Source organism: Burkholderia sp. M6-3 (assembly GCF_050858985.1).
Lineage (GTDB): Bacteria > Pseudomonadota > Gammaproteobacteria > Burkholderiales > Burkholderiaceae > Paraburkholderia > Paraburkholderia caledonica.
Window position 1 is genome coordinate 2618514 of record NZ_CP110091.1, and the last position, 24483, is coordinate 2642996.

Annotated in this window: 23 protein-coding genes; 5 read left to right on the plus strand and 18 right to left on the minus strand. The window is 61.3% G+C overall.

The window, feature by feature from the left end:
- Positions 1-4 precede the first annotated feature (4 nt).
- The 13 genes from OH764_RS29330 to OH764_RS29390 form a co-directional block, all read right to left on the minus strand.
- A complete protein-coding gene (locus tag OH764_RS29330) occupies positions 5-1483 on the minus strand; it encodes an NAD-dependent succinate-semialdehyde dehydrogenase (protein ID WP_498849567.1) in 1479 nt (492 codons plus the stop codon).
- Positions 1484-1603: 120 nt separating this feature from the next.
- Positions 1604-2074 carry an Lrp/AsnC family transcriptional regulator gene (locus OH764_RS29335; protein WP_498849568.1) on the minus strand — a complete coding sequence of 157 codons (471 nt, stop codon included), beginning with the start codon at positions 2072-2074 and terminating at the stop codon, positions 1604-1606.
- Between the two features lies 1 nt (position 2075).
- Complete coding sequence (gene doeB / locus OH764_RS29340) at positions 2076-3104, minus strand: N(2)-acetyl-L-2,4-diaminobutanoate deacetylase DoeB (protein WP_498849569.1); 1029 nt, start codon at positions 3102-3104, stop codon at positions 2076-2078.
- Positions 3105-3136: 32 nt separating this feature from the next.
- Positions 3137-4165 (minus strand): glycine betaine ABC transporter substrate-binding protein, encoded by a 1029-nt coding sequence (gene proX, locus OH764_RS29345; protein ID WP_498849570.1) that lies wholly within the window; start codon positions 4163-4165, stop codon positions 3137-3139.
- Positions 4166-4286: 121 nt separating this feature from the next.
- Positions 4287-5315 carry a glycine betaine ABC transporter substrate-binding protein gene (gene proX / locus OH764_RS29350; protein WP_498849571.1) on the minus strand — a complete coding sequence of 343 codons (1029 nt, stop codon included), beginning with the start codon at positions 5313-5315 and terminating at the stop codon, positions 4287-4289.
- A gap of 104 nt (positions 5316-5419) precedes the next feature.
- Positions 5420-6376, minus strand: a complete 957-nt coding sequence (locus OH764_RS29355) for an ABC transporter permease (RefSeq protein ID WP_498849572.1) — start codon at positions 6374-6376, stop codon at positions 5420-5422.
- Positions 6369-7553, minus strand: coding sequence for a quaternary amine ABC transporter ATP-binding protein (locus OH764_RS29360; protein WP_498849573.1), 1185 nt, complete (start codon positions 7551-7553; stop codon positions 6369-6371). The genes OH764_RS29355 and OH764_RS29360 overlap by 8 nt, the downstream gene beginning before the upstream one ends.
- Positions 7550-7906: an NIPSNAP family protein gene (locus OH764_RS29365; RefSeq protein ID WP_310357629.1), complete on the minus strand. Its 357-nt coding sequence runs from the start codon at positions 7904-7906 to the stop codon at positions 7550-7552. Before OH764_RS29365 ends, OH764_RS29360 begins: the two co-directional genes overlap by 4 nt.
- Positions 7903-8748 carry an alpha/beta fold hydrolase gene (locus tag OH764_RS29370; RefSeq protein ID WP_498849574.1) on the minus strand — a complete coding sequence of 282 codons (846 nt, stop codon included), beginning with the start codon at positions 8746-8748 and terminating at the stop codon, positions 7903-7905. The genes OH764_RS29365 and OH764_RS29370 overlap by 4 nt, the downstream gene beginning before the upstream one ends.
- 6 nt (positions 8749-8754) lie before the next feature.
- The gene (locus OH764_RS29375; protein ID WP_310357624.1) at positions 8755-9840 is read right to left on the minus strand and encodes an LLM class flavin-dependent oxidoreductase; all 1086 of its coding nucleotides are present in this window, start codon (positions 9838-9840) and stop codon (positions 8755-8757) included.
- Positions 9841-9886: 46 nt separating this feature from the next.
- Positions 9887-11398, minus strand: coding sequence for an aldehyde dehydrogenase (locus OH764_RS29380; RefSeq protein WP_498851323.1), 1512 nt, complete (start codon positions 11396-11398; stop codon positions 9887-9889).
- A 15-nt stretch (positions 11399-11413) separates the two neighbouring features.
- Positions 11414-12394, minus strand: a complete 981-nt coding sequence (locus OH764_RS29385; protein ID WP_498849575.1) for a flavin reductase — start codon at positions 12392-12394, stop codon at positions 11414-11416.
- 93 nt (positions 12395-12487) lie between these two features.
- Positions 12488-14311, minus strand: a complete 1824-nt coding sequence (locus OH764_RS29390) for a helix-turn-helix domain-containing protein (RefSeq protein WP_498849576.1) — start codon at positions 14309-14311, stop codon at positions 12488-12490.
- A gap of 155 nt (positions 14312-14466) precedes the next feature.
- Between OH764_RS29390 and OH764_RS29395 the strand changes: the two genes are divergently transcribed.
- The 3 genes from OH764_RS29395 (at position 14467) to OH764_RS29405 (ending at position 17360) form a co-directional block, all read left to right on the plus strand.
- On the plus strand, positions 14467-15057 hold the full coding sequence (locus OH764_RS29395; RefSeq protein WP_310357619.1) for an amino acid synthesis family protein: 591 nt from the start codon (positions 14467-14469) through the stop codon (positions 15055-15057).
- Between the two features lie 78 nt (positions 15058-15135).
- Positions 15136-16080, plus strand: coding sequence for a 2-hydroxyacid dehydrogenase (locus OH764_RS29400; protein ID WP_498849577.1), 945 nt, complete (start codon positions 15136-15138; stop codon positions 16078-16080).
- 1070 nt (positions 16081-17150) lie between these two features.
- Positions 17151-17360 (plus strand): hypothetical protein, encoded by a 210-nt coding sequence (locus OH764_RS29405; protein ID WP_498849578.1) that lies wholly within the window; start codon positions 17151-17153, stop codon positions 17358-17360.
- Positions 17361-17829: 469 nt separating this feature from the next.
- On the opposite strand, the gene OH764_RS29410 is transcribed toward OH764_RS29405, so the two are convergent.
- Positions 17830-18132, minus strand: coding sequence for a cyclic-phosphate processing receiver domain-containing protein (locus OH764_RS29410; RefSeq protein ID WP_498849579.1), 303 nt, complete (start codon positions 18130-18132; stop codon positions 17830-17832).
- Between the two features lie 29 nt (positions 18133-18161).
- On the minus strand, positions 18162-18689 hold the full coding sequence (locus tag OH764_RS29415) for a phospholipase D-like domain-containing protein (RefSeq protein WP_498849580.1): 528 nt from the start codon (positions 18687-18689) through the stop codon (positions 18162-18164).
- 642 nt (positions 18690-19331) lie between these two features.
- On the opposite strand from OH764_RS29415, the gene OH764_RS29420 reads away from it, so the two are divergent.
- On the plus strand, positions 19332-20633 hold the full coding sequence (locus OH764_RS29420) for a UDP-N-acetylglucosamine 1-carboxyvinyltransferase (protein ID WP_498849581.1): 1302 nt from the start codon (positions 19332-19334) through the stop codon (positions 20631-20633).
- Between the two features lie 329 nt (positions 20634-20962).
- Here OH764_RS29420 and OH764_RS29425 read toward each other — a convergent pair whose 3' ends face one another.
- Together OH764_RS29425 and imm40 are read right to left on the minus strand one after the other, a co-directional pair.
- The gene (locus OH764_RS29425) at positions 20963-21478 is read right to left on the minus strand and encodes a GNAT family N-acetyltransferase (protein WP_498851324.1); all 516 of its coding nucleotides are present in this window, start codon (positions 21476-21478) and stop codon (positions 20963-20965) included.
- 193 nt (positions 21479-21671) lie between these two features.
- Positions 21672-21938 (minus strand): Imm40 family immunity protein, encoded by a 267-nt coding sequence (gene imm40, locus OH764_RS29430; RefSeq protein WP_498849582.1) that lies wholly within the window; start codon positions 21936-21938, stop codon positions 21672-21674.
- Positions 21939-22345: 407 nt separating this feature from the next.
- Between imm40 and OH764_RS29435 the strand changes: the two genes are divergently transcribed.
- Positions 22346-22972, plus strand: coding sequence for a LysE family translocator (locus OH764_RS29435; protein ID WP_498849583.1), 627 nt, complete (start codon positions 22346-22348; stop codon positions 22970-22972).
- A gap of 38 nt (positions 22973-23010) precedes the next feature.
- On the opposite strand, the gene OH764_RS29440 is transcribed toward OH764_RS29435, so the two are convergent.
- Entirely contained in the window at positions 23011-24426 is a 1416-nt protein-coding gene (locus OH764_RS29440) for an aminotransferase-like domain-containing protein (RefSeq protein ID WP_498849584.1), read from the minus strand.
- Positions 24427-24483: the final 57 nt, after the last annotated feature.

Below are 24483 nucleotides of genomic sequence, written 5' to 3' on the forward strand. Positions count from 1 at the left end.
CAGGTCAGTCCTGGGCGGTCATTGGCAGGCCGAGATTACCCAGGCAAAAGTATTTGGTTTCGACAAAGGGCTCGAATCCCTCCGATCCCCCTTCGCGGCCAAGACCCGACGCCTTCATCCCGCCAAACGGAATCGGCGCGCCGGTGAACTTCACCCCGTTGACAGAGACCATCGCGAAGTCGAGCCGCCGCACCAACTGAAAGATCGTGTCGACGCGTGTTGCGCACACATAGGCGGCGAGCCCGTACTCGGTATCGTTGGCTTTCGCGATAACCTCGTCGAGCGTGTCGAACGAGCACACGGAGGAAATCGGGCCGAAGTTTTCCTCGTCGTAAATGCGCATGCCAGGCCGGGCATCGGCCACCACCGTCGGTGCGTAGAACCATCCGCCGAGCGCGTGCGCGTGACCGCCCGCGGTAATGCGCGCGCCCTGCTCTTTCGCGTCGGCGATGCGTGCAGCAGTCGCGTTGAAGGCCGCCTGGTGCATCAGCGGCCCGACTTTGACATCCCCGTCGAAAGCGGTACCAACCTTCAACCGACTCACTGCTGCGCTGTATTGCTCGACGAAACGCTCATACAGCGGCGCCGCCACGAAGACGCGATTCGCCGCACAACAGTCCTGCCCTGAGGTCTGGAATTTGGCGCCGACCGCGACGTCGACCGCCTGGTCGAGATCAGCGTCCTCCGTGACGATGAAGGGCGCGTTGCCGCCCAGTTCGAGCGAAAGTTTCTTGATGCCCGCCTCGGCGGCCGCGCGCGCAACCAGTCCGCCCACACGCGTCGAGCCGGTGAAGCTGACCGAGCGCACACGAGCGTCACCGACCAGTGTCTCCATTGCCATCTGCGGCTCACCGAAGACGACATTGAAGACGCCCGACGGAAACCCGGCCTCTTCCGCGAGGTGCGCCAGCGCGAGCGCCGAAAACGGCGTCTCGTGCGCGGGCTTGACGATCGCCGTGCAACCGGCCGCCATTGCGGCCGCGGCCTTGCGTGTAATCATCGCGACCGGGAAATTCCACGGTGTGATCAGTGCGGCGACGCCGACTGGTTCCATCAGCGTTCCGAGATGCGCGCCGGCGATGTGAGTGGGGATGGTCCGGCCCGCGAGCCGCTTCGCTTCGTTCGCGAACCATTCGACGAAACTCGCTGCATACGCGATCTCGCCCATCGACTCCGAAAACGGCTTGCCCTGCTCAAGCGACAGGATGTGAGCCAGATCGTGCTGATGGCGCAGAATCAGCTCATGCCAACGCAACAGGATCGCACTGCGTTTCTCTTGCGGCGCCCAGCGCCAGGTGTCGAACGCGCGTTGCGCGGCGTCGACCGCGGCGACTATCTGCGCTCGGTCGAGCATCGGAACGTGGCCGAGTACCGTTTGATCGGCGGGATTCTGAACCGCGACGCTACGGGCGCTATCGCTGTGAACCCAGCGACCGTCGACATAACAAAGCGATTTGAACAGAACGGGATGATCCAGCAACATGAAAGGCTCCTGACGACACGTTATGGCTTCTATTCTGCGTGTGTCGGTGCATGGCAATTTTTCGATTTCACCCGCAATACATGCGCTTTTTTCTGTTTCCCGACGCTGAGCCGGCCGTCCTCAGGCCCATTCGGGTACGCAATCCGGCAGGCTTTTTACCACCTTGGTGATGATGTAGGTAAAGTAGCGTTCGATACCCAGTTCATCCATCAGCAACGCGTCGATGAAACGTTGGTAATGGTCGATATCGCGCGTGAGCACATGCAGCACATAGTCCACCCCCCCGCCGGTCGCATAGCATTGCGTCACTTCGGGTGCGGCCCGCACCCGCTCCTCGAAACGCCGCATGTCGTGCGCCGTATGTCGCGAAAGGGTGACTTCCACGACGATGCGGCTCGCCATCATCGCGCCGGTCCAGTCGAGTTCCGCGCGATACCCCTTGATAACCCCGCTTTCCTCGAGTTTGCGCACCCGCTCCCATGCCGGAGAAATCGACAGATTCACTTCCTCGGCGAGCCGTGATTTGGTAATGCGTCCGTCGCGCGCGAGGATAGTCAGGATCGCGACGTCGTAGCGGTCGAGTTTGATCAACTTAAATCACCACCGGAACATTACGTTCGACAATATCGGCGACGACCGCTACGGTGTCGCCAATTTGCACGCGCCCTGGGAAATGCCGCGCGGCGAGTAGGCCGCCGCGCCGTGCGCGGTATTCGATTGCCGCCGACCCGGTGCGCGTCGCGTCGTGAATACGTGCGAGCAGCTCGCCTTCCTGCACGACGTCTCCTAAATCACGCCACATTTCGAGCAGGCCACCGTGTTCGCTCATCGTGTAGCAGGTGCTGTCCGGCATTTCCAGCAGCGTGGTCGTGCGCGCGGTTTCGTCGTCGCCGAACGTGTCGCGAGCGAGCACGCCAGTATGCGCGAGCAGCCCGTATATGCCACGCTCGGCGATTGCGACGCTCGCGGGCGTCGCAGATCCGCCGCCGCCGAGTTCGGCTGACACGAACACCTTGCCCGCCTCCTCCACGGCGCTGTCGAACATGCCACCGCTGTCCTGTTCGAGCATGCGCATCGAATAAGGTGCGCCGAAAGCGCGCATCGCGGCTTCGCAGCGTGCTTGCTGTGCCGCATCGGGCAATACATGCACCGCAGCGAACGGCACGAAGTCCAATGTCCGGCCGCCCGCGTGAATATCCAGTACGTAGTCCGACAACGGCAACAAATGCCGCTGAAAATAGTCGGCGATTCGTTCCGTTACTGTGCCGTCGGGTTTGCCCGGAAAGCTGCGGTTCAAATTGCCAGCATCGATCGGCGAAGTTCGCGTGCCAGCCTGGAACGCCGGAAAATTCATGAACGGCACTACGATGACGCGGCCAGTGACATCGTCGGCCCGAAGGTTCGAGGCGAGCTTGGACAGCGCTATCGGCCCTTCATATTCGTCGCCATGATTTCCGCCGGTGAGCAGCACCGTTGGCCCGTCGCCGCGCTGAATCACGGTAATCGGAATCATCACCGAGCCCCAAGCGGAATCGTCGCGGGAGTGCGGCAGTCTGAGGAAACCGTGCTGCTCACCATCGGTGGAGAAATCAACCGTGGAGCGAATCGTAGATGCACGCATTCGATAGCCCTTGATGACATTGATTCGCCGCTTTATTGCCCTTTGCTCGCTGTGGCGACCCATTGATCGAATTGCGGCTTGTTGGCCGACAGCCATTCGTCGGACAGCTTCGTAATCTGCGCCGACGAGCCGCCGTTCCTGCTGATCGCGTATTCCCAGCGCGACCAGGTCGCGACCGGGAATTTGATCTGCTCGATCAGCACCTTGATCGCCGGGTTTGCGGCAATGAACTCGCGGTTCGCAACTGCTCCCCAGTTCCACGACGCCATCGCCATCCGGCACGGATTGGCGCCGCCCGCACAACCTTCCACGCCGTTCACGAGCGCGCTGCCCTTGTTGGGCACATTCGGCGGCAACGCATCCGCGGGTGTCGGCAGCCAGACGACGTCTTTCCCCGGCACCAGTGCATTCGTTACCCAAGACGGACTCCACGCGTAGAACAGAGCCGGCTTACCGCTCTTCACGCGCGACACGGCATCCACCATCAGTGCCTCGTACTTGCCGCGCACCGCGCGCACCGTTTGCTTCAGACCGAATTTATCGAGCTGATAGTCCACCACGTCACCGCAACTCCAGCCCGGATCGCAACTGATCAGTTCCGCCTTGCCGTCCGCGCCGAACAGACCGGCGATTTTCGGGTCTTTCAGCTGATCGAGACTCGTGAGGTTGTAGGCGAGCGCAGTCTTCCTGTCGATCAGATAGCCGTTGATCCCGCCGCCCGTAATCATGCCGCTTCCAACGATGACCGCCTGCTTCTCGACCGCGCGAAACCCGGGCTCGCGCTGCGGGAAGTTCACATCGGTCGCGAGGTCGACGTCGCCCTGCGCGGCGGCCTGAAAGAACAACGTCGTGTTCATCGTACTCAGCGACACGTCGTAACCGAGCGCCCTGATCGCTTTCATCACAAGTTGCGCCGCGACGTAGTTACCTCCGAGGCTGTCACCCTGCGCGTAGCGGACCGTCTTACCCTTGCCGGGCTGCGCCTGCGCGAAGGCCGCCGTGCTCGCGGAAGTCAGCGCGACAACCGCCGTTACAATCAGTGTTCTAATCAGCGATCGCATCGATTTTCCTCTCCGTTACCGTTTGTCGTCTGTTTGCCGTCTGCAATGCCAACGCCGCCGATGAATCGCAGCAGCGGCCCGTGCCTACCAGGCAAGGCCACCGTCGCATTTCGACAGGCCGCTATTGCGCTTTGCTCGCCGTCGCAACCCATTGATCGAACTGCGGCTTGTTGGCCACAACCCAGTCATCTGCGAGCTTCGTGATCTGCGCCTGCGAGCCGCCACCCTTGCTGATCGCCAGTTCCCAGCTCGACCAAGTCGGGCCCGGAAACTTGACCTGCTCGACGAGCGCCTTGATTGCCGGATTGGTAGCGATGAAGTTGCGGTTCGTCACGGAACCGTAGTTCCACGACGCCATCGCCATCCGGCACGGATTGGCGCCGCCCGCGCAGCCTTCGACGCCGTTCACGAGTGCCGACCCGCGGTTCGGCACATTGGGCGGCAGCGCGTCGGCGGGCGTAGGCAGCCACACGACGTCCTTGCCCGGCACCAGTACGTTCGTCATCCACGACGGACTCCATGCGTAGAAGAGCGCCGGCTTGCCGTCCTTCACGCGCGTCACGGCATCGGCCATCAGCGCCTCGTATTTGCCGCGTACGGGATGCACGGTCTGCCGAAGACCGAATTTATCGAGCTGATACTCGACCACGTCGCCGCAACTCCAGCCCGGATCGCAACTGACCAGTTGCGCCTTGCCATCCTCTCCGAAGAGCGCGGCAATCTTCGGATCCTTTAATTGTTCCAGGCTGGTGATGTTGTAGGCCAGCGCCGTCTTCTTGTCGATCAGATAACCGTTGATACCGCCGCCGACGATCATGCCGCTGCCGATCAGGTCCGCCTGCTTTTGCACCGCACGGAAATACGGGTCGCTCTGCGGAAAGTTCGCGTCCGTGCCGAGATCGGCGTCGCCTTGCCCGATCGCCTGAAAGAACAGCGGCGTGCTCATCGTCGTCATCGTCACGTCGTAGCCGAGCGCCTTGATCGCTTTCGCGACTATCTGTACCTCGACGTAATTCGCACCGAGGCTGTCGCTCTGCGCGTAATGCACCGTCTTGCCCTTGCCGGGCAACGTCTGCGCGACCGCCGCCGCGCTCATGGAAGTCAATGCCGCGAGTGCCGCGACTGCGAATGTCTTTGCCAATGCGCTCATGGAATCTCCTGTACCTATCTCTTGTGAGGTTTTCGATCGACGTGTTCGGCCACGACCGCTTCTGCGGCCTCGCGACCGATCTGCATGCGTCCGTGTGCTTTACGTCACAGTGCCTTTTCCGCGTCGTGCGGATGATGCGCGGCCGCGTCGGCGTCATTTGCCGCGTTGCGGTTGCCGAAGAAAAGTCGTGTGACCGTCGAGAGAAGCGCAGTGCGATTGCCGGGCTGCGGCTGTGCAAGCTTCTGCGTCACGCGGTCGAGCATCATCGCCAGCAGCACGATCGCGATGCCGCCGACAGCCGCCTGACCGACATCTAGCCGCCCGAGCCCTTGAAGCACGACGAGCCCCAATCCTTCCGCGCCGATCATGGCGATCACCACGGACATCACCATTGCAGTGAGTACTGTCTGGTTCAGACCGCCGAGAATCGTCGGTATCGCGAGCGGCAATTGCACCTCCCACAGAAGCTGACGCCGGTCAGCACCGAACGCGAGACCAGCCTCGACGATCTCATGCTCGACCATCCGAATACCGAGATTGGTGAAGCGGATCAGCGGCGGCATGGCGGTAATGACGACGGCAACTTCCCCCGGCACCGTGCCGACGCCGAACAGCATCACAACAGGCACGAGATAAACGAAGGTCGGCGTCGTCTGCATGATGTCGAGGATCGGGCGCACCACGCGCCAGACCCGCTCGCTGCGCGCGCAGCAGATGCCGATCGGAATGCCGAGCACCGCGCAGAACACGATCGCCGTGGCGATCAGCGAGAGGGTTGTCATCGCGTCGCCCCAGACGCCGAGTACGGCAATCGCGACCAGTCCCGCCGCGCTAAAGGCAGCGACCCCGAGGCTCGTCAGACGCCACGCAAACACGAACGTCAACAGCACCATGACGGGAAACGGAATCGCGTGAAGTACGCCGTCGTTGAAGGTCAGGAGTTTCTCTATCGGCCACTTGATCGCGAGAAAGGTCGGGCGAAGATGCAACGCGGCCCACTGCACTCCTTGCTGAATCCACGAGGCAACCGGTAATACGGCAAGATCGTCGGCTTTAAACATGGCGTGCTCCCACGGCTCCGTGTGCGCCGATGCGGGCAAGAATCTGCCCTGCTTCCAGACGGCCGATCAGACGGCCAGCATCATCAACCACGCCGATCGCCTGATCCGTCGTGCAGCGACCAGCTACGTCGACGAGCCGGGTGTCGGCGCGCACACATGTAAAACGGGTGTCCGGGCGGGGCAGCAAGCCGCTGTCGCGCGCCTGCTCGATCTCGGCGGCAGTCACGGTGCCGAGAATCCGCTCTTCGGCATCGAGAAGAAAGCCAGGACCTGGCCGGCCGGACACGTCGCCCTTCAGGACGCCGCCCGGCCCGCTAACCACCGTCACGAGCGACGTCATCACCGAGCCTGCATCGAACAATCGCGCACGGTCTACTTCGCGGGTGAACGCGGCGACATAGTCGCTGCCGGGCTCGAGCACGATCGACTGCGGCGTGCCTTCACGAACCAGGCGCCCCTCCGACATGATCGCGATCCGGGTGCCGAGCTTGAGTGCTTCCTGGAAGTCGTGCGTGATGAACAGGATGGTCTTGTTAAGCGTACGTTGCAGCCGCAGCAACTCGTCCTGCATCTCGGTGCGGATCAGCGGGTCGAGCGCGCTGAATGCTTCGTCCATGATGAGGGTGTCGGCATCGGTCGCGAGCGCGCGCGCCAGACCGACACGTTGACGCATTCCGCCGCTGAGTTCATGCGGCATGTGATAAGCCCAGCGCGCAAGGCCCACCACATTCAACACTTCCTCGGCGCGCGTGCGCCGCTGCTTTGCCGAGACCCCGCGCAGCTTCAGGCCGAACTCGACGTTCTCGATTACGCGACGGTTCGGCAGCAGCGCGAAATGCTGGAACACCATCGAAATCCGGTTGCGTCGCACTTCACGAAGACCGGCTTCGTCGAGCGTGCAGATGTCCTCGTCGTCCAGCAGGATCTTGCCGGCGCTCGGTTCGTTGAGCCGGTTGATGCAGCGCGCCAAGGTCGACTTACCGGACCCCGACAGGCCCATGATCATGTACATCGCGCCGGAGGGCACGCTGAGGGAGACGTCATCGAGACCGACGACCTGTCCCAGCGCCTGCTGCACCTCAGACTTTGTCTTTCCGGCCTGCAACATCGTCAGCGCCTGCGCAGGTTGATTTGTGAACACCTTATACAGATGCTCTATTTTCAAGCGCTCAGTCATAGTCTCGTCTCCTCGTGTTGGTGGGAGAAACTGGACGGCAGCCGCAACGGTGAAAAGTCGGTCGGCACCAGAATCCTGTTTTCAGCCTGCTCAATGTTCTCCGACAGTTTTGGCAGAAACGCCTGCCATCTATCGTCGTTCGCAAGTTTCTGACGGCGTCGCGCACGGTCCTGATAATCGGCGTAGCCCCATAGATGCGTCACCTGACTCAGCGTACCAAACTCGGTCGTAAAGTAACCGATCAGAAAGCCTAGAATGGGCTGCTGGATCGCGAGGCCTTCGTCTCGCACGAGTTGCAGATAACGCCCCATCCTGCCGTTCCTGATGCGATAGATGCGCTCTTCGACGATCATGGCCGCGCCTCCTCGCCGTCATCGACGAGGAAGCCGCGCATCAGCGCCGCCACCGCGTCCGGCGCTTCGATCAGAATCGAATGCCGAAGCCCCGGCAAAATCGCCAGTTGTGACTGACGAATGCTCTGGTGCATGAAGTTCGCCATACGTGGATTGGAGCCCTGATCGTCCTCACCCGTCGCAATCAGAGTCGGCACACTGATCCGGTCGAGCAGTCCGCCGAAGTCCGTTTGTGCCAGCACGCGGTAAGCGGCCGCATAGCAATCCGGATCGTTATCGGCGTTGCGCTGACGCAGTTGCGCCACCAGTTCGGGATGACGCTCCTGAAACCCTTCCGTGAGCCAGCGCGACAGCGAAGCGTCATAGTGAGAACCGCGGTCGCCGGATTCGAGCGCCGCGAGCCGCGCCGCGACCCGCGCGCGCTCGTCCTGCGTGCGGCCCGCGACGGTCGCCAGCAGCACGAGTTTGCGCAGGCGCTCCGGACGCGTGAGCGCCAGGCGCTGAGCAATCAGTCCGCCGAGCGAAAAACCGGCGAGGTCGAATTGTTCGAAGCCGACGTGATCGGCGAGCACCAGCACGTCACCAACGAAATCGTCGATCTCGTAGCGCCCTTTCACCCGCGACGACCGACCATGGCCGCGCAAGTCGAAGCGCAACAGACGAAACGCATCGCCGAGCCGCGCAGCCACACCGTCCCATGCCTCGAGATAGGAGCCGACGCCATGGATACAGATCAGGGCCCGCGGACCCTCGCCCTCAAGGCGATAGTTGAGTTCGACGCCGCGCACGGAGAGCGTGCGGTCATCGCCCGCTTGGGTCGTGATAGGTCCTATCGCAGTCATCGCCAATCACCTCTCGGCGACGAGGTTCGTTTCGAGTTGCCCGCCGCGCTCGCGAGCGGCAAAGTGCGGCATCACCTCGTCGATGAACAGACGCAAGGTCTTCACCTGCAACTCGAACGGCAGATTGAACGAGAGACCGAGACAGAACTGATCGACGCCCTCGTCTTCGTAAATCTGGAGCTTTCTGATGACTTCTTCCGGGGTGCCGAACATCAGGTTGTCGCGCAGGTTGGCGGGGTCGTAATTGGCTCTGTTCGCCACGATTTCGTAGGGCACAGCTTCCGGGAATCCATTCGTGACGGTGCCGATGTTCTGCATCAGATTCTCGAATGTGCGGCCGTAGTCGACGCTGTGCCGCACGGCCACTTCCCAGTCCTCAGCCCGGTCGTAGACACAGGTACGCCGTTGCATCATGAAGCGCGGCCTCGGTCGTTCCGGATGATCGGCCACCGCCTTACGGAACTTCTCACCCAGTACGGCGACTTCGGACGGCGGCGCGGACAGTGGCGTGGACAGAATGTTTGCTCCGATCCCAACCGCCCAGTCGAAGCTCCCCGGATCACGCGTCGCCACCCAGATCGGCGGATGTGGCTGCTGCAAAGGCTTCGGCACGGATGTCGCGAGCGGAAACTTCCAGTAGTGCCCGTCATGCTCATAGTCGCCCGCCCACAGCTTCTGCACGGCCGGCACGAGTTCCTTCATATAGCCGACGCCCTCCTGTTGCGGAATGCCACCAGCCATGCGGTCGAACTCGTACTGATAGGCGCCGCGCGCGATGCCGAATTCGAGACGGCCGCCAGTCAGGTGATCGCACATGGCGGCCTCGCCCGCAAGCCGGATGGGGGACCAGTACGGGGCGACGAGCGTGGCGGTGCCGAGCCTGATGCGCTCCGTATGCTGGGAGATCCACGTCAGCACGGTGAACGGATTGGGCGATACGGTGCATTCGATCGTATGATGCTCGGCCGTCCAGAGCGTCTCGAAACCACCTTCGTCGGCGATGCGGACCAACGTGAGCATGTTGGACATTTCGTCTGCCATCGAATCGGTCGGCGAGAAACGCTCCATGCTGAGCGAAACGGCGAATTTCATTGCGAATCTCCTTAGCTGTTTTTCTGCTTTGCGTGAAGGCCGCCGCTCAACGCAGACGAATCACGAACGGGTCTTGCATCGCGCCCGAATAGTCGACGACCACGTTCTTCAGACGCGAGAATTCGCGCATCACTTCGAACCCGCCGCGCCGGCCGTAACCGCTATGTTTGGTGCCGCCGTTCGCGGACATGTACGCGGCCGAGCGATAGGTATTGATCCAGACGGTGCCTGCTTCCACATCGCGCGCGAAACGCAACGCGCGGTCGATGTTCTGCGTCCATACACCCGACGCAAGACCGTATTGGGTATCGTTGGCAAGCTCGATCAGTTCTTCTTCCGTGCTGAACGGCACCACGCCGACGACGGGACCGAAGATCTCTTCCTGCATGAAGCGCATGTCGTTGCGAGCCTGGGTCATGACGGTCGGCTCGAAATACCAGCCGCGCCGCAACCCCGGATCGCACGGCTGGCGACCACCGATTGCGATCTTCGCGCCTTCGTGCACGCCGGATGCGACGTAGCCCTGCACCTTGTCGAGCTGAGCGGCGAGCGCGAGCGGGCCGATATCGGTGTCCTCGGCCATCGGATGGCCGACCTTGATGCACCGGGTGCGCTCCACCAACGCCTCGACAAACCTGTCGTAGACGGGCGCCTCGACAAAGCAGCGCGACCCTGCCACGCAGGTTTGCCCCGCGGCCGCGAATACACCCGACACCACGCCATTCACCGCCCGCTCCACATCGACGTCCGAGAACACGACGTGCGGCGATTTTCCGCCCAGCTCCATCTGGCAAGGGACGAGATTGTCCGCAGCATTGCCAGCAATCTTGCGGCCCGTCGCGGTGCTACCCGTGAAGACAAATTTGGCGATGCCTGGGTGCCGCGTGAGCGCGTCGCCCGTCGTCATGCCGTCACCGGTGACGACGTTGAACACGCCCGGCGGAATGCCGGCTTCGATCGCCAGTTCGGCGAGCGCGAGCGTGGACGCCGTCGCGTGCTCGGAGGGCTTGACCACAATCGTGTTGCCGATTGCGAGACACGGCGCGAGCGTGCCGGTCAGCATCATCAGCGGTGAATTCCACGGGATGATCATGCCAACCACGCCGATCGGCTCGCGCAGATTGAAGTTCAGTGTGTCAAGCTTGTTGACGGGAATGGTGTCGCCCTGGAGCTTGTCCGCCATTCCCGCGAAGTACAGATAGGAATCCGGAATAGCTCGCATCTGCGCGCGCATTTCCTTGATCAGCTTGCCGTTGTCGCGGCATTCGATCAGCGCCAGTTCTTCCGCGTTCGCAAGCACGAGATCGGCAAGACGTCGCACGAGTTTGCCGCGATCGGTCTGCGTCATTCGCCGCCAGGCCGGATTCTTCAGCGCGGCCTGTGCCGAGCCCACAGCGGCATCGACGTCATGGGCATCCGCCTGGGCAAACTGATACCAGGGTTCGGCCGTGGTCGGGTCGTAACTGGGCACGTATTGATTGCTATGCGGGCGGATGAAGCGTCCGTCGATGAACAGATCCAGACGCGAGCCCTGTAGATTTTCGACTGTCGTTTTCATCATATCCTTCAAGGATCAAGGTTGCTGACGCAGGATTTGCGGTTGCGCCGCACCAACCATTGCAATGCGGCCGCCGTCGTGCGAATCCATGTAGATACCGAATCGTCCGGCTGCGCTTTCGCTCACATAGCGGCGCAGCATGCCGCGAATTTCCGCAGTCGGAATCTCGTCGTAGGGAAGCTGATCGAGGGGAAAGAAGCGGAACTGCTCGGGGAGATCGCATGCCGCACGCGGCTGGGCGAGCCTCGCCCGGTAGATCAGAAAACCCGAATCGCTGCCGTCGACATCGAAAACGGAGTACAGGAAGGTATCGTCGGGCAGTAACGCCAGCTCGCCGCCACCGGCGACGGGAAGTCGGCCGTTGATCAGACGGCGCGGTGCGCTCGGCAGCGTCCAGCCATGATTGCCGTCCTTGACCAGCAGCAGTGTGCCTTCCGCCTCGACGAGATAGCCGGGAATCATGTCGTGCGACGAAAGCCAGCCCGGCGGCAACGGGTTCTTGACCTGTGCATAGGTGCCGCGACAGAAACCGAGCGGCGCGGACGGACTGGTGCCGAACGCCTGCACTTTGCCGATCAGAATCATGTGATCGCCGGCGTCGACCCGATCGTGCACCGTGCAGTCAAACCAGGTCAGACAATTCGTCAGCACCGGCGCGCCGGTATGAATACGATCGTGACCGACGGTCGCGAACTTGTCGGCGGATTTGGAGGCGAACAGATTGGAGACGTCGGTCTGCGCTTCACGAAGCAGATTAACCGCGAAGTGATCGGTTGCGCGGAAGACGGGGAAGCTGGAAGCGCCCTTGCCGACACAGACCAGCAGCAACGGCGGATCGAGCGACACCGACGTAAAGGAGTTCGCCGTCATGCCGCGTGGACGGCCTTCGTCGTCGCGCGTCGTCACCACGGTCACACCCGTGACGAACGTGCCAAAGGCCCGGCGCAAGGCCACAGGATCAATGGCGATCGTTTTGTCTATTACCTGCGCTTGCATGTCCTTCACCTCGAAACGTCATTGCGTTGAGGTAGAAGTTAAGCCACGCAAAAAAAGGTTTCTTCCGTCAGATCGGAGGACAACCGCAATTAATTAGCCTCTCATTCGACGGATCGGCTCGGGCGAACACCTGGTCGGCACGCTGTTCTCGATCAGGCTATGCAGTTGCAGCGCGAGTTCGATCGCAAAGCGTCGCTCCGGCGTTTCGACCTCGATGCCGAACAGGTCTGCGATGCGCGAGAGGCGATAGCGCAGCGTCGTCACATGCAGGCCCATCGCGTCAGCGCAAGCTTGGCTGCGGCACCCGGAACGCACATAGGCTGCCAGGGTTTCCAGGTAAGCGGTATCGTTGCTTCGATCATGAGCAACCACGCGGCCAATCGCGCCGTCGATGAACTTACGCACGTCGGCGGAGTCGGCCGCGCCGATCAACATCGGCAACGGTCCCAGATCGGGGACTGCGATCACGCCGCGCCGCCCGAATGTACGGGCGACCCGGATCATGCGCCAGCAGCGCTCCCAGCCGTTCGCGTAGGCTTCGAGACCCTCGCATGTATCGCCGAGCACCACGACGGGTTCTTTGCCGAACGAGCTGCCAAGCGTTTCGGAAATGCGCTGCACGAACCTGACTATCAGGTCGAGACTCGTACCTGACTCCTGAGGCACTAGACAGACGAGGCCGCCGCCAATGGCGACCGTGTGCACTGCAAGATGCTGCTGTCCTGCGAGCAGCGCGACCGAGTGCTGGGCGTCGGCCGAAAAGTCGGTCGACGCATCCGTATGGTCCGGAAAGTCGATGACGATCAGCCGTGTCGGCGCGGCGAGCGACAGCCCGAGACGCCGGGCCCGGTTCAGCACGTCCTGCTCGTCTCGCCAGCGGCGCTCGACAATTTCGAAGAAAAGCTCGGTGAAAGTTCGCGTCTCGAAGCGGAAGCGGATGACGCTACGCATCAATTGCACGCTCAGCGCAAACTTCGCGCTTTCGATCAGCAGCTTGCGCAGGTCGCCTTCGTCGGGTTCGTCGAAGGTCAGCAGTGCGCCAACCGCCTCGTCGTCGACCATGAGTGGTTCGATCTGCGCATCCAGAGCGATCTTTTCGCCGACGCGCAGCGTAATCGTGCCGGAGCGCCGGTACGCGATGGCGTCGCGAACGTCGCCCAGCAGCTGGCGTCCGGGCGCGCCGTCAAGCATCTGCCGCCATGCCGCGTCGTCATGCTCGGGTAGCGGCGACCTGAAACCTGCCAGACTGCTGGCGAAGAAATCGAGTACAAGCACGGGCGCGTTCAACAGATCGCCGAGCATGGCAGTGAGCGTGTCCATCGAGCCGCCGGCCAGCACTTCCTGCAACAGCGAACTCTGCGCGCCCAACGCGCGGCGCATTTGCTCCGCTGCGGCAAGCTCCGCGCGGTGGCGGTGCGCACGGTCGACGGCGATCGCCCCGAGATGCACGATGGTCGCCATGAACGCGAGGTCGTCCGCGGAGACGTCTGTCACTTTCCGCGACGCCACCGTCAGCACCATCGGCCGCCCTTCCCCGTCGACGCTCGCCATAGGAAAGATCAACACCGTGCAATAGTCGCGCTCGTTCGCGTCACGCCTGTAGCCAGGAAACTCCTCCGACTGCCGGGCATCGCGGATATACACCGGCGCGCTCCGCTGCAATGCAACCAGCGCCGGGCTTGTCGCCAATTCCCAGCGATCCGACAGCGAGCGCGGCAGCAATGAGGTCTCGTATCGTGCCATCACCAGCGACCAACCGTGCGCCAGGTCCACTGCCATGACCGAGCCGAGATCCCACGAACCGTGCCGGCACGCAGCCTTGATCAGGTCTTTCAGCAGCGCGTCGAGATCACCGTCTGAATTGATCTGGCTTGCAACATCACGTAGCGAAACTATCCGCGAGGATTGATCTGACATGTCAGCAGCGTCCGTTAGTGTCGGTTCACTATACGACAGCTCGCAGGGGAAAATAATAGTTTCATCCGTCGAAGCGGAGGAAGACGCGGCAGTCTCACGTCCTTAGCATGCTTCTCATGAAACCGCTGAACAGACTAACCAATGGGAGCACGCATATGGAAACTGGACTTCGCAAGATCGCTACGTTTGTCGAGGAAACCGTCATGGAGGGCGGCAAAGAGACGGAACGGCCAATCACAACCGTGATCGTCGCAGCCGTGCTTCGTAACCCGTGGGCGGGTCAAGGCTTCGTGGAAAACCTCCGCCCTGAGATTCTGCGTCTGGCTCCCGTGCTCGGCGCGGAGATGACTCGCAGACTTGTGGCCGTCATGCCTGCCGAGCGCGTCGAGGCATATGGCAAGGCGGCCACGGTGGGTGTCAACGGTGAAATCGAGCACGGTTCAGCACTGATTCACACGCTTCGTTTCGGCAACATGTATCGCGAGGCGGTCAACGGCACGGCATTCCTCAGTTTCACTAATACGCGTGTCGGACCCGGCGCGCTGCTGTCCGTGCCAATGATCCATAAGTCGGAAACCGGCAAGCGCTCGCACTTCATCACCGCGACTTTCCAGATGGCGGATGCGCCTGGTCCCGATGAGATCCTGATCGCCATCGGCGCGGCCGACGGCGGCCGCGCTCATCCGCGCATTGCCGACCGCTTCCAGGACATGGCGGAAATCGAAGCGGAGAAAGCGAACGCGTGAATCTGCGCTCTCCCGAGCTTCACACGGCCGGCCTCTTTGTGCCGCGCTGACGTACGTAGACCATGTCGCTCAACCATCATGTCAGAGACGATTGCACTAGTCAGCGACATCCATGCCGAGCAGGAAGCGGGTTATCTGTCAGCACTTGCCGCTGCGCTGCCCAATGAAACGATCGTGCCGTTCCGCAGCATGAGCGCGGAGCAACGCGCTCATGCCCGGATTGCGATCGTCGCGAATCCTGATCCCGCCGACGTTGCGGCGTTGCCGAATCTGGTTTGGGTCCAGAGTCTGTGGGCCGGCGTCGAGCAGCTGGTTGCCGCGTGGCCAGCCGCTGGGCCGCAGATCGTGCGCCTGGTCGACGAGGAAATGTCGAGAACCATGGCGGAAGCAGTACTCGCATGGACATATTATCTGCAGCGTGACATGCCGGCCTACGCGCGCCAGCAACGCGACTGCGTGTGGTACCAGCGAGCCTATCGCAAACCTTCAGCGATGACGGTCGGCGTTCTCGGGCTGGGGACGCTCGGCACAGCTGCTGCCGCACGCGTCGCACACGCGGGCTTCAAGATCGCCGGCTGGAGCCGCTCGGCGAAAGAGGTGCCTGAGGTCGCCACCTTCTCGGGAGACGACGGACTCATCGACATGTTGCGCATCAGCGATATCGTGGTTTGCCTCGTGCCGCTTACCGTACATACCCGCAGCCTGCTCAATGCCGAGCGGCTCACCGCAATGAAACCGGGCGCGGCATTGATTAACTTTTCGCGTGGACCTGTCGTGGTGACGAACCATCTGCTGGCCGCGCTCGACAGCGGACATCTGTCACACGCGGTTCTGGACGTCTTCGACGAGGAACCGTTAGTGCCCGGCTCGCGCTTGTGGCGTCATCCGCAGGTGACTGTCCTGCCGCACATATCGGCGCCGACCGACTTCAAAACAGCAGCGGCGGTTATCGCGACAAATATCGCCGCCTATCGGGCGACGGGATGTTTGCCGTGCGGAGTGAACATCGCACGCGGCTATTGATGCAGTAGCGGTCGAGTACCGTAGAGCAAATCGGGGGAGGACGCGCCGTTACCGGCGCGTCCTCCCCCAAGAACTGTACGTGCGAGTTTCCCCGCATACAGCTCAAGCCCCCGCGAACTGCACAAGCGTGCAGCCGGTCCGCTCAGCTTCAAACGAACCTACGCTTCGTTCAAAGTCGTTGTTCCGCGCAAAAGCGCAGAGGGCGCAGACACCGTTGCCGGTCCTCTCTCATGCTCTCCCTCGATGAACTCAGATCATGACTCTGCGTCCAGGGACCGAGCGGAAGTCTGCTCCCTTTCGCGCGAGGCAATGTTGCAGCCTCTATCCGTGCCATTACAGTACGGCCTTCGCTTTTTCCGCCTTCTCATTCCCGCACGACCAACAGCGTCCCTTGCGATTCGCCTGCCACGGGGGCAGTCGTTCGGGCTTACCACGTTTCCATTCCATCACACGACCGGTTCAGGGTTCGCCTTTTCTCCGATGGACGCATGCGACGACGTGCTCTGAATTACCAGCAGGGCAACCGTCCACCTACCTTTTGGTCAATGCCTATCAGCAGCTTTGGCATCTCTGACATGACGACGTTTGTCAGCGATTCACCTACGTTACCCATGCCGGCCAGCCTAGCGTCTCGGCCCCATCGCTGGTCGGAGCGTCTATGCCACGTCTCGCGACGGGGCACACTTTCGGACTACATTGTCGGAAGGGCTTCAACCAACGTCGTTACCGACGATGATTGCCTTCCTGGGCTACCGCTGGCCGTACAGCGGGTTCACTGTCATGCAAATCCTCCTGCATGATTTAACAATGATGCAATGGGCATGCACTGCGCTCGGCGACGCCGAGCCTCATGCTTCGTGTCGCACCGCAATGTTGTTAACTGGGAGGCTTTGAGCTTATGTGAGCAGCCTCTGGCCGGTGACAACTTTGCGTTGCTTTACGCCGGTTGAAACCCGCCCCGGACCATTTTTTAATTCGGCTATTCGCGCGTTCACCATTGAAAGCCCGATTTTGCAATCATCGTTACCAGGTTCAAAATCAAGTCGCCTCACGAGGCAAAGGCGACTCCCATGACAGACGATCCCAATCTCGATCCTGATTCCAATCCTGACAAGCTGAAAGGCCCCGGCGGCATGACGTTGCGGCAGATCCACGAGCAGGTGCAGAAGAGCGTTGAGCGCGACCGCGAAGCGCAGGCTGCGCACCGTTCATCCGCTCCGCCGCAGAGCCGGTGGCAGCGGTGGGTGCGCTATGTATGGGGCCGCACCGGACGTCGCTAGCCACGGTTTAATAAGGGATGCGCCGGTCGCCGGCAGGCTTCTCAGGAATGGAGCCGTATCGCCAAGCAGCGCTATTTCGCTCCTGCCAACCCGAAATTTGAACGTCCGTAGCTTCGCAATGTTGCAAACCCCTGGTCGTCAACCCATACGGTTGGCCGCGATTGCCCGCTCGGGAGCAAGCGTGAATAGCGGGCCTGGCCAGCCGCTGCGTGTCGGTGACCGGCGGCTCGCGACCCACAAGGGACAGTTGGCTTTCTCTAGAGCAGTCATTCGGTTCTGGCTTGGGTCTCGAGCCATCGTGTCTTCACGCGCGTTGGTCGCCCCCCACTGCCGCGCTTTCGCTAACATCATCCGTATTCGCCGGTGCAGATCGGGAGTTCGGCAGCGATTCCTTTGACGATCAACGCTTTTTCAAGTCGCCCAGTGCCGGGTCAACACGGCATCCTCTCCACCTGAGTTAAGACAGATTTTATATACCCTGTCGTCCTGCCAATGATTTAATCGCTTCAATCCCCGCCGTCATTCGCGCCCGTGCTGCGGAGTTCTCAGAATGGACGACAATTCTCGGCGGCTTGAACCCCCGAAGCGCAACAGCCTCCTCCATCCAGACAATCACGTCGTAGCCGGTCCCGCGCTCGTCATTACCTAGATCGTGGTCAAGACTGATCTCTTCTACACCCCCCGCTTCGAGAAGACGGATGGCCCCGTCGGGCCAGTACACCCTAATCCAGCCTGGCGGTGTCTCTCTCAGATCGTCGAGATAAACTTTCAATCGTCCCCCAAGATGGCCGATCGTGTCCTCTACAGAGTCACTGCTTCCGCTGTGGACTCTTCCGGGCCGACAGCGCGGCTCGCACAAAGGCCATCTACGTGGCGCAGGTACTCAGCGATATCGGAGTGCTTCTCGTCCCCGATTTCGCCGTCGATCGGCGCTGACAGCTCTTCATTTACGCGCAGCCCACCCTCGGTCATGTTTGCAGACCCGATAAGCGCATGGTATTTGCCTTTCGACTCGAAGTACCACAGTTTTGAATGTAGGAACTTCTTCGTCGTGGCGATCACGTTGACGCCCAGCTCTACAAGCAGATCAACTGCAGCTTGTTGCACTTCGGTCTTCTTCTCGTCCTTTCTTGGGCGATTCGAATAAACGGTGACTGCCACGCCGCGCGCTACTGCCCCGGCGATCGAGTCTTTCAGCAAGCCGACACCATCGAGCTTGATCCAGCCCGAGCAGATAACAACGCGGTCGGCGTCAGAAAGGAGCTTCTCAATCGTTGCCAGGTGATTCCGCTTGTGTTTTTTTGGTACGTTATAGAGAAGTGCTGGCACGGCAGGCCTTTATGAGAGTGAGAGGCGGAAGCTTACAGCAACGCCGCCTGCACCCGAAGTCAGACAAAGGGCCCTTTCGCAGATCGAAACGGTGTTCCGGTGAAACATGTAGCGGTCCAGTCGAGTGAGATATTCGACCGGTGACTTACGGTCCTCCCCCGGGGCTTCGAGACTGCCCTGGTTAACCTCAGTGATTTGCTGCAACGTGTTTTTTCGCCGTCGGCTTGGAGGCCAAGCTCTTGCCGACGCGGACCGCTTCGACACCAGCGCGATGGAAAGGTGTGCCCGACTTGTCGCGGGGCGTTTCCTTGAGGAGCGCCCGACGTTGCAAGCGCTCTGGTGCTCGACGAGGCGGCCCACAAATAACGCTGTGTCCCAGGCGCACTTCATCTGCAGTCGACGCGCTACGCGCAGCAAGCGTGAGTAGTCGATTGTTGACGTTTCGGATGCTCTCGTCGAACGGCTGTTCCTGGCCCGGCTAGCGCCCGACGACGGAGCGCGGCGAGTCGGTCCAAATGCCGAACAGGCGCTCCGTCGCAGTCGGTTGCAACGGCGATGCCATTATTTCGTGAACTCCCGCTTTGCCCTCTCGCAATGGCATCATGTCGGCTTGACGTCCATCTCTCTTCAAACGTCCCGAACATGTCCAACTTGATCGTTCATGGAGGCGCCCCGTTACGCGGGGAGATTGTGCCCTCCGCTAACAAGAACGCTGTCCTGCCGATACTCTGTGCAACGCTCCTCACCGATCGACCCGTGCGCCTCATCGGAGTGCCAGAGATCACTGATGTCCGGAAGATTCTCGACATATTCCGTGTGCTTGGAAGTGATGTGTCGGTGAATTTCTCGACCGGCATCGTTGACTTGCATCACCGAGCGACCGTTTTCGATCCCGCTACGCACCGGCTGCCCGAGGAGATGCGCTCGTCGATCATGCTGGTGCCACCTCTTCTCGCGCGTTTCGGCGTGGCGAGGCTTGAGAGCGACGTGAAAGGCTGCACACTCGGCGTGCGCGAAATCGATCCACACGTAGAAGTATTCGAGCGTTTCGGCGCTCGTGTGGCGCGCACGGACAATTCACTGACCGTCCACAACGACGGAAGGATGGTCTCCAACGATCACTGGCTGGACTATGCATCAGTAACGACGACTGAAAACTTTGCGCTGTGTGCGGCGGCCGCCGATGGCACCTCGACACTTGTCAACGCGGCGTCGGAACCACATGTTCAAGAGTTTTGCCGGTTCCTGTCAATGCTCGGTGTCTGCATTGAAGGCATCGGTACGTCACGGCTCGTGGTGACAGGCGGCCGACAACTCGGCGGCGGCGAGTTTCGCTTTAGCGAGGATTTTCATGAGATTGCGACATTTCTCGCGCTGGGCGCGATCACCGGCGGCGACATCGCGGTCAAGAACTCCGCACCCGAGCAGTTCCCGCTGATCGACAGGACCTTCGCAAAGTTTGGCGTCAACGTCGTGCATCGCAACGGCTGGTCACGCACGGTAGTTCAAGGTCAATTGAAAGTGCTCCGCCCGTTCACCCAGAACATTCTTACCAAGGTCGAAGCGGCGCCATGGCCCTATCTGCCTGTCGATCTACTGCCAATCTTTGTGGCACTTGGGGTGAAGGCCGAAGGCAGTGCGATGTTTTGGAACAAGGTCTATGACGGCGCAATGGGCTGGACGAGCGAGTTGTCGAAGTTCGGTGCGCACGTGTTTTTGTCGGACCCCCACCGGCTGGTCACGTTCGGAGGGCTGACCCTAAGCCCCGCACGTGTCGAGAGTCCGTACATCATTCGCGTAGCGATCGCATTGCTGATGGTCGCCGCGAGCATTGACGGACGATCGGAGATCATGAATGCACTACCGATCCGGCGTGCCCATCCGCACTTTGTCGAAAATCTGCGCTCAGTGGGTGCGAACGTCGAGTGGACCAGTAGCGAATGATAGGCATCGGCGCACGACTTTCCTGCATGGGGGTGCGGATTCTGCGAGCATTGCGACGCAAGATCTGAAAAAAAACAGCCGCAATGTGAACCGTCGCGAGATTGCCGCGCGGTCGAGGTTCCTACGATAGCAACGGCTCTAGGTCCGCTGTTCGCTTGGTTTCCACCGCTCAAATGGTTCTCGGTGCATTGGAGTGAGCGTCTCTTCATTGCCGCACCTGGTCCAACGGACTTGCGCAGCGATCACGCCAGGTTGTGTATCTCGTGCAAAAAGCATAACCCGACGACAGTCACGGATCAAGTGAAAAGGGAGGAACGATTCGAAAAGCCTTACGGTTCGGTCTGTGACGGCGATACAACCACGCCTGTCCTTATAAAGATGAACGGAGCCTTGCTGCTTGCCTTTCGCTCGGCCGGTTGACGAGCATAGTAGATGTCCCATTCGTCTTCACTAGTCTGTACGAAGCCGTGCCGTCTGTAAAAGCGGTTCGAATCACTGCCGCGCAAGGCGCCGAGACGGACTGGCATGCCTTGCGCGTCCGCGCTGGTGAAGACATCGCGTAGGACAGTCGCGCCGATGCCCTTTCCCTGGTGCTCCGGCAGGATATAAAAGTGATCGAGTAACCAGTGGTCTGCTTGCGGGCGAATGAGAATGAAGCCAGAGCGAACACCATTGACCTCGATAAATCGACACAACGCGGGATCGAACGACGTTAGAAACCGCTCCCGCGCGCGCTGCGGGTCGAAACGATGGACGCGCTCCAGGCTCTCGCGCATCGCGGCGATACGAATGGCAACGAGGGTTTCAGCATCGGACTGCGCCGTAAGGCAATAGGCGATGTTCATTGAGGGCGGCATCCGGACAACGGTCACTCGGCGCTGCCAATAATAACGCCGCGAATCGATTGTCATCAATCCACGCCGTCATCCCGGACGTCCGCTTTTGGCCGACCGTCGCCTTATAACATTCGCGTAGCGGGCCGGCACCTAGGACTGCAGAGTCGCCATGAGCACCCGCTGGCTTCGAGGAGGCGGTGATTCACGGGGGTGGAGTTCGGCCAGTAACGACAAACACAACGAATAACGAACGGTCTCGCAAGGAATGCAAGAAATCCCGGGCTGCAGAGATGCCCTCGTCGACGTTGTTTCCCTCGTAAAACCAATTGTCGTACGTGGGCTCAAGACTTCGTCCGTCTGACGTTGCGCGGTAAACGTCCCCGCCAAGGACCAGCCATTTTTGGCCTGCAAACAGGTCCAACGCTTGCCCTGCTTCAGAGAGATATAGCGCGGCTTCCTTTAGGCCCATAACTTCAAGCGGACCGTCCGCTCCGAGCGTAAAGTTCGAGAATCCTGGAGATGGTCATTAACACTCTCGTGGCGCTGTCTAGCGAAAAACTGGATGGATTGACAAGTCGTCGATCGGCGAAAGACGTCGGATTGTCAGCAATCAGAGGGCGATCGTCAAATGACCGTTTGCGGCCGGAAGTGCGCGTTCGCCCGCCGTGAATGCGACATTCGCAAACCCCGTTTTTCCGAAAGCCGGCAATAGACTGTCACCAAGCTCATTAATCGCGTCGTTTTACCGTAGTCACGCACGGCCCACACCACGCGCAGGCGCCTGTACCGGACACCATCCTCGAATCCGTACAGGTACTGTACCGGCAACGCTCGCTAGAATGCTCCAAAGTCCTCTGCCAGTCTTTGGAGTCCGCCATGTCTTACTTCACGCTCAGCGCGCTGCCAGCCGGCATCCTGTTCGCGCTCGTCACTACCATCACGCCAGGTCCGAACAACACCATGCTGCTGGCTTCCGGCGTCAACTTCGGTTTTCGCCGCACGTTGCCGCATCTGTCTGGCATTAGCGCCGGCGTGGTGCTGTTGATGCTGTCGGTGGGCATCGGTCTCGGCGAAGCCTTCATTCAGTTCCCGGTGCTCTACACGGTGCTCGAAGTCGCGAGCGTCGCGTACCTGCTTTACCTCGCGTGGAAAATTGGCACGTCCGGCGAATTGAAAGTGAAGCAGGGCGAGCGCAGGCCGATGAAATTCTATGAAGCCATCGCTTTCCAGTGGGTCAATCCGAAGGCATGGATGATGGTATTGACCGCCGCCACGACGATTCATTTGAGCGAGAGCTACAGCATGAACGCGGTAGCAATGGCGGCGCTGTTCTATGTGATCGGCTTTCCGTGCATTTGCCTGTGGGCCGGTTTCGGCACCGCCATGCGCCGCGTGCTGTCCGACCCGAAGCGCCTGCGCGTCTTCAATATCGCAATGGCGCTGCTGCTGGTTTGCTCGCTCTATCCGATCGCACTGAAGCTGATCGACACCATCCGCGCGTGAGCGCGTGGGCGCGTGTTCATCCGGGCACCTGCGCGCGGCTAGATCACGCCACGCCCAACCTGCTCGATGAAGCGCCACAACGCGTCGTCGGTTGAATACGGGGCGTTGAAGCGGAACCAGGCGCTCGGCGCGTCGTCGGGACGGAAGTAGGAGCCGGGCGCAAGCCAGATGCCGTGCGTGAGCGCGGCGGTCGCCACGTCGCCGGCGCGCGCGGCGTCGATCGGCAAACGCGCCCATAGAAACAGTCCTGCGCGCGGGCGATGAAACACTTCGAGCCCGAGCGAATCCAGCCGCTCCTCGACGGTTGCGTGCGCGAGCTTCAGCCGCTCGTTCACGGCCTCCACGTGACGCGCGTAGCGCCCTTCAAGCAGCACTTTGTCCACGATCCGCTCGATCGCTTCCGACGACGTCAGCCCCACCGCCATCTTCGTGCGCGCCAGCTCACGCAGCACCGCGCGCTCCGCGACCACATAGCCGCAGCGCAGCCCCGGCGTGACAGTCTTCGAAAAACCGCTGACATACAGCACGCGCTGCAAGCCTTCCATTGCGGCGAAAAGCGGCGCACCCGACGGCGCCAGCTCGCGGCTCACGTCGTCCTCGATCACCCACATGCGCTGACGCTCGGCGATCTGCAGCAAGCGAAACGCGGCCGACATGCCGAAGGTCGCGCCGGTCGGATTCTGCAGCGTCGTGTTGACGAAAATGGCCTTGGGCTTGTGCTGCGCGACGAGCGTTTCGAGTACATCGGTATCGACACCGGCGGGCGTGCGCGGCACGCCATGCACGACCAGTCCCGCCAGCTTGAGAATCTGCAGCAGGTTGCAATAACCCGGATCTTCGACGATCACCGAATCTCCCGCGCGCAGCAAGGTACGCACGATCAGGTCGAGCCCCTGCGTCGCGCCTTGCGTGAGCAATACGTTCGACACGTCGACCGGCAAGCCGCGCCGGTCGAGCTGCTCCGCGATGCGCTCGCGCAACGGCGCGAACCCGTACGGATGACCGTAGTCGCCGAACCGCGCCGCAGGCACGCGGCTCATCGCACGCAGCGCGTGCTGCAGACCCGTTTCGTTGATCCACTCGTTCGGCAGCCAGCCGCCGCCCGCCTTGATCGGCACCGAATGATCGGCGAACACGTCGGACAGGAGCCAGGTCGCGGTGAGACTCGGCGGCTGCCAGTCGGTGACCGCAGGCCGGGCGGACGACGGGCGCGCCGCCACGCGATACCCGGAGCCGCGCCGCGCGACCACGAGCCCCATCGACACGAGACGGTTGTACGCTTCCGTCACCGTGAACGTACTGAGTTCGTGACTTTGGGCCAGTTGCCGGACGGAGGGCAGCAACGCGCCCGCGCGCAGCGATTGAGCCTCGATCGCCTGGGCGAAGCCTTGCACAACCTGTTCGACCAGCGTCGGAGCGGCGCGCCGGTCGCGCTCGAGGTTCAATTCGATCATGGTCAGGACGAAAAAGGCGGCCGGCGAACGGCCCTGAATGAATGACGCGGAAACGGC

Coding starts and splice junctions, on each gene's coding strand:
- proX (WP_498849571.1), bottom strand. CDS start 5,315: ATGAGCGCATTGGCAAAGACATTCGCAGTCGCGGCACTCGCGGCATTG.
- OH764_RS29360 (WP_498849573.1), bottom strand. CDS start 7,553: ATGACTGAGCGCTTGAAAATAGAGCATCTGTATAAGGTGTTCACAAAT.
- OH764_RS29400 (WP_498849577.1), top strand. CDS start 15,136: ATGTCAGAGACGATTGCACTAGTCAGCGACATCCATGCCGAGCAGGAA.
- doeB (WP_498849569.1), bottom strand. CDS start 3,104: ATGCGTGCATCTACGATTCGCTCCACGGTTGATTTCTCCACCGATGGT.
- OH764_RS29365 (WP_310357629.1), bottom strand. CDS start 7,906: ATGATCGTCGAAGAGCGCATCTATCGCATCAGGAACGGCAGGATGGGG.
- OH764_RS29355 (WP_498849572.1), bottom strand. CDS start 6,376: ATGTTTAAAGCCGACGATCTTGCCGTATTACCGGTTGCCTCGTGGATT.
- OH764_RS29435 (WP_498849583.1), top strand. CDS start 22,346: ATGTCTTACTTCACGCTCAGCGCGCTGCCAGCCGGCATCCTGTTCGCG.
- OH764_RS29370 (WP_498849574.1), bottom strand. CDS start 8,748: ATGACTGCGATAGGACCTATCACGACCCAAGCGGGCGATGACCGCACG.
- OH764_RS29385 (WP_498849575.1), bottom strand. CDS start 12,394: ATGCAAGCGCAGGTAATAGACAAAACGATCGCCATTGATCCTGTGGCC.
- OH764_RS29405 (WP_498849578.1), top strand. CDS start 17,151: ATGACAGACGATCCCAATCTCGATCCTGATTCCAATCCTGACAAGCTG.
- OH764_RS29440 (WP_498849584.1), bottom strand. CDS start 24,426: ATGATCGAATTGAACCTCGAGCGCGACCGGCGCGCCGCTCCGACGCTG.
- OH764_RS29425 (WP_498851324.1), bottom strand. CDS start 21,478: ATGAACATCGCCTATTGCCTTACGGCGCAGTCCGATGCTGAAACCCTC.
- OH764_RS29390 (WP_498849576.1), bottom strand. CDS start 14,311: ATGTCAGATCAATCCTCGCGGATAGTTTCGCTACGTGATGTTGCAAGC.
- OH764_RS29395 (WP_310357619.1), top strand. CDS start 14,467: ATGGAAACTGGACTTCGCAAGATCGCTACGTTTGTCGAGGAAACCGTC.
- OH764_RS29330 (WP_498849567.1), bottom strand. CDS start 1,483: ATGTTGCTGGATCATCCCGTTCTGTTCAAATCGCTTTGTTATGTCGAC.
- imm40 (WP_498849582.1), bottom strand. CDS start 21,938: ATGGGCCTAAAGGAAGCCGCGCTATATCTCTCTGAAGCAGGGCAAGCG.
- proX (WP_498849570.1), bottom strand. CDS start 4,165: ATGCGATCGCTGATTAGAACACTGATTGTAACGGCGGTTGTCGCGCTG.
- OH764_RS29375 (WP_310357624.1), bottom strand. CDS start 9,840: ATGAAATTCGCCGTTTCGCTCAGCATGGAGCGTTTCTCGCCGACCGAT.
- OH764_RS29380 (WP_498851323.1), bottom strand. CDS start 11,398: ATGAAAACGACAGTCGAAAATCTACAGGGCTCGCGTCTGGATCTGTTC.
- OH764_RS29420 (WP_498849581.1), top strand. CDS start 19,332: ATGTCCAACTTGATCGTTCATGGAGGCGCCCCGTTACGCGGGGAGATT.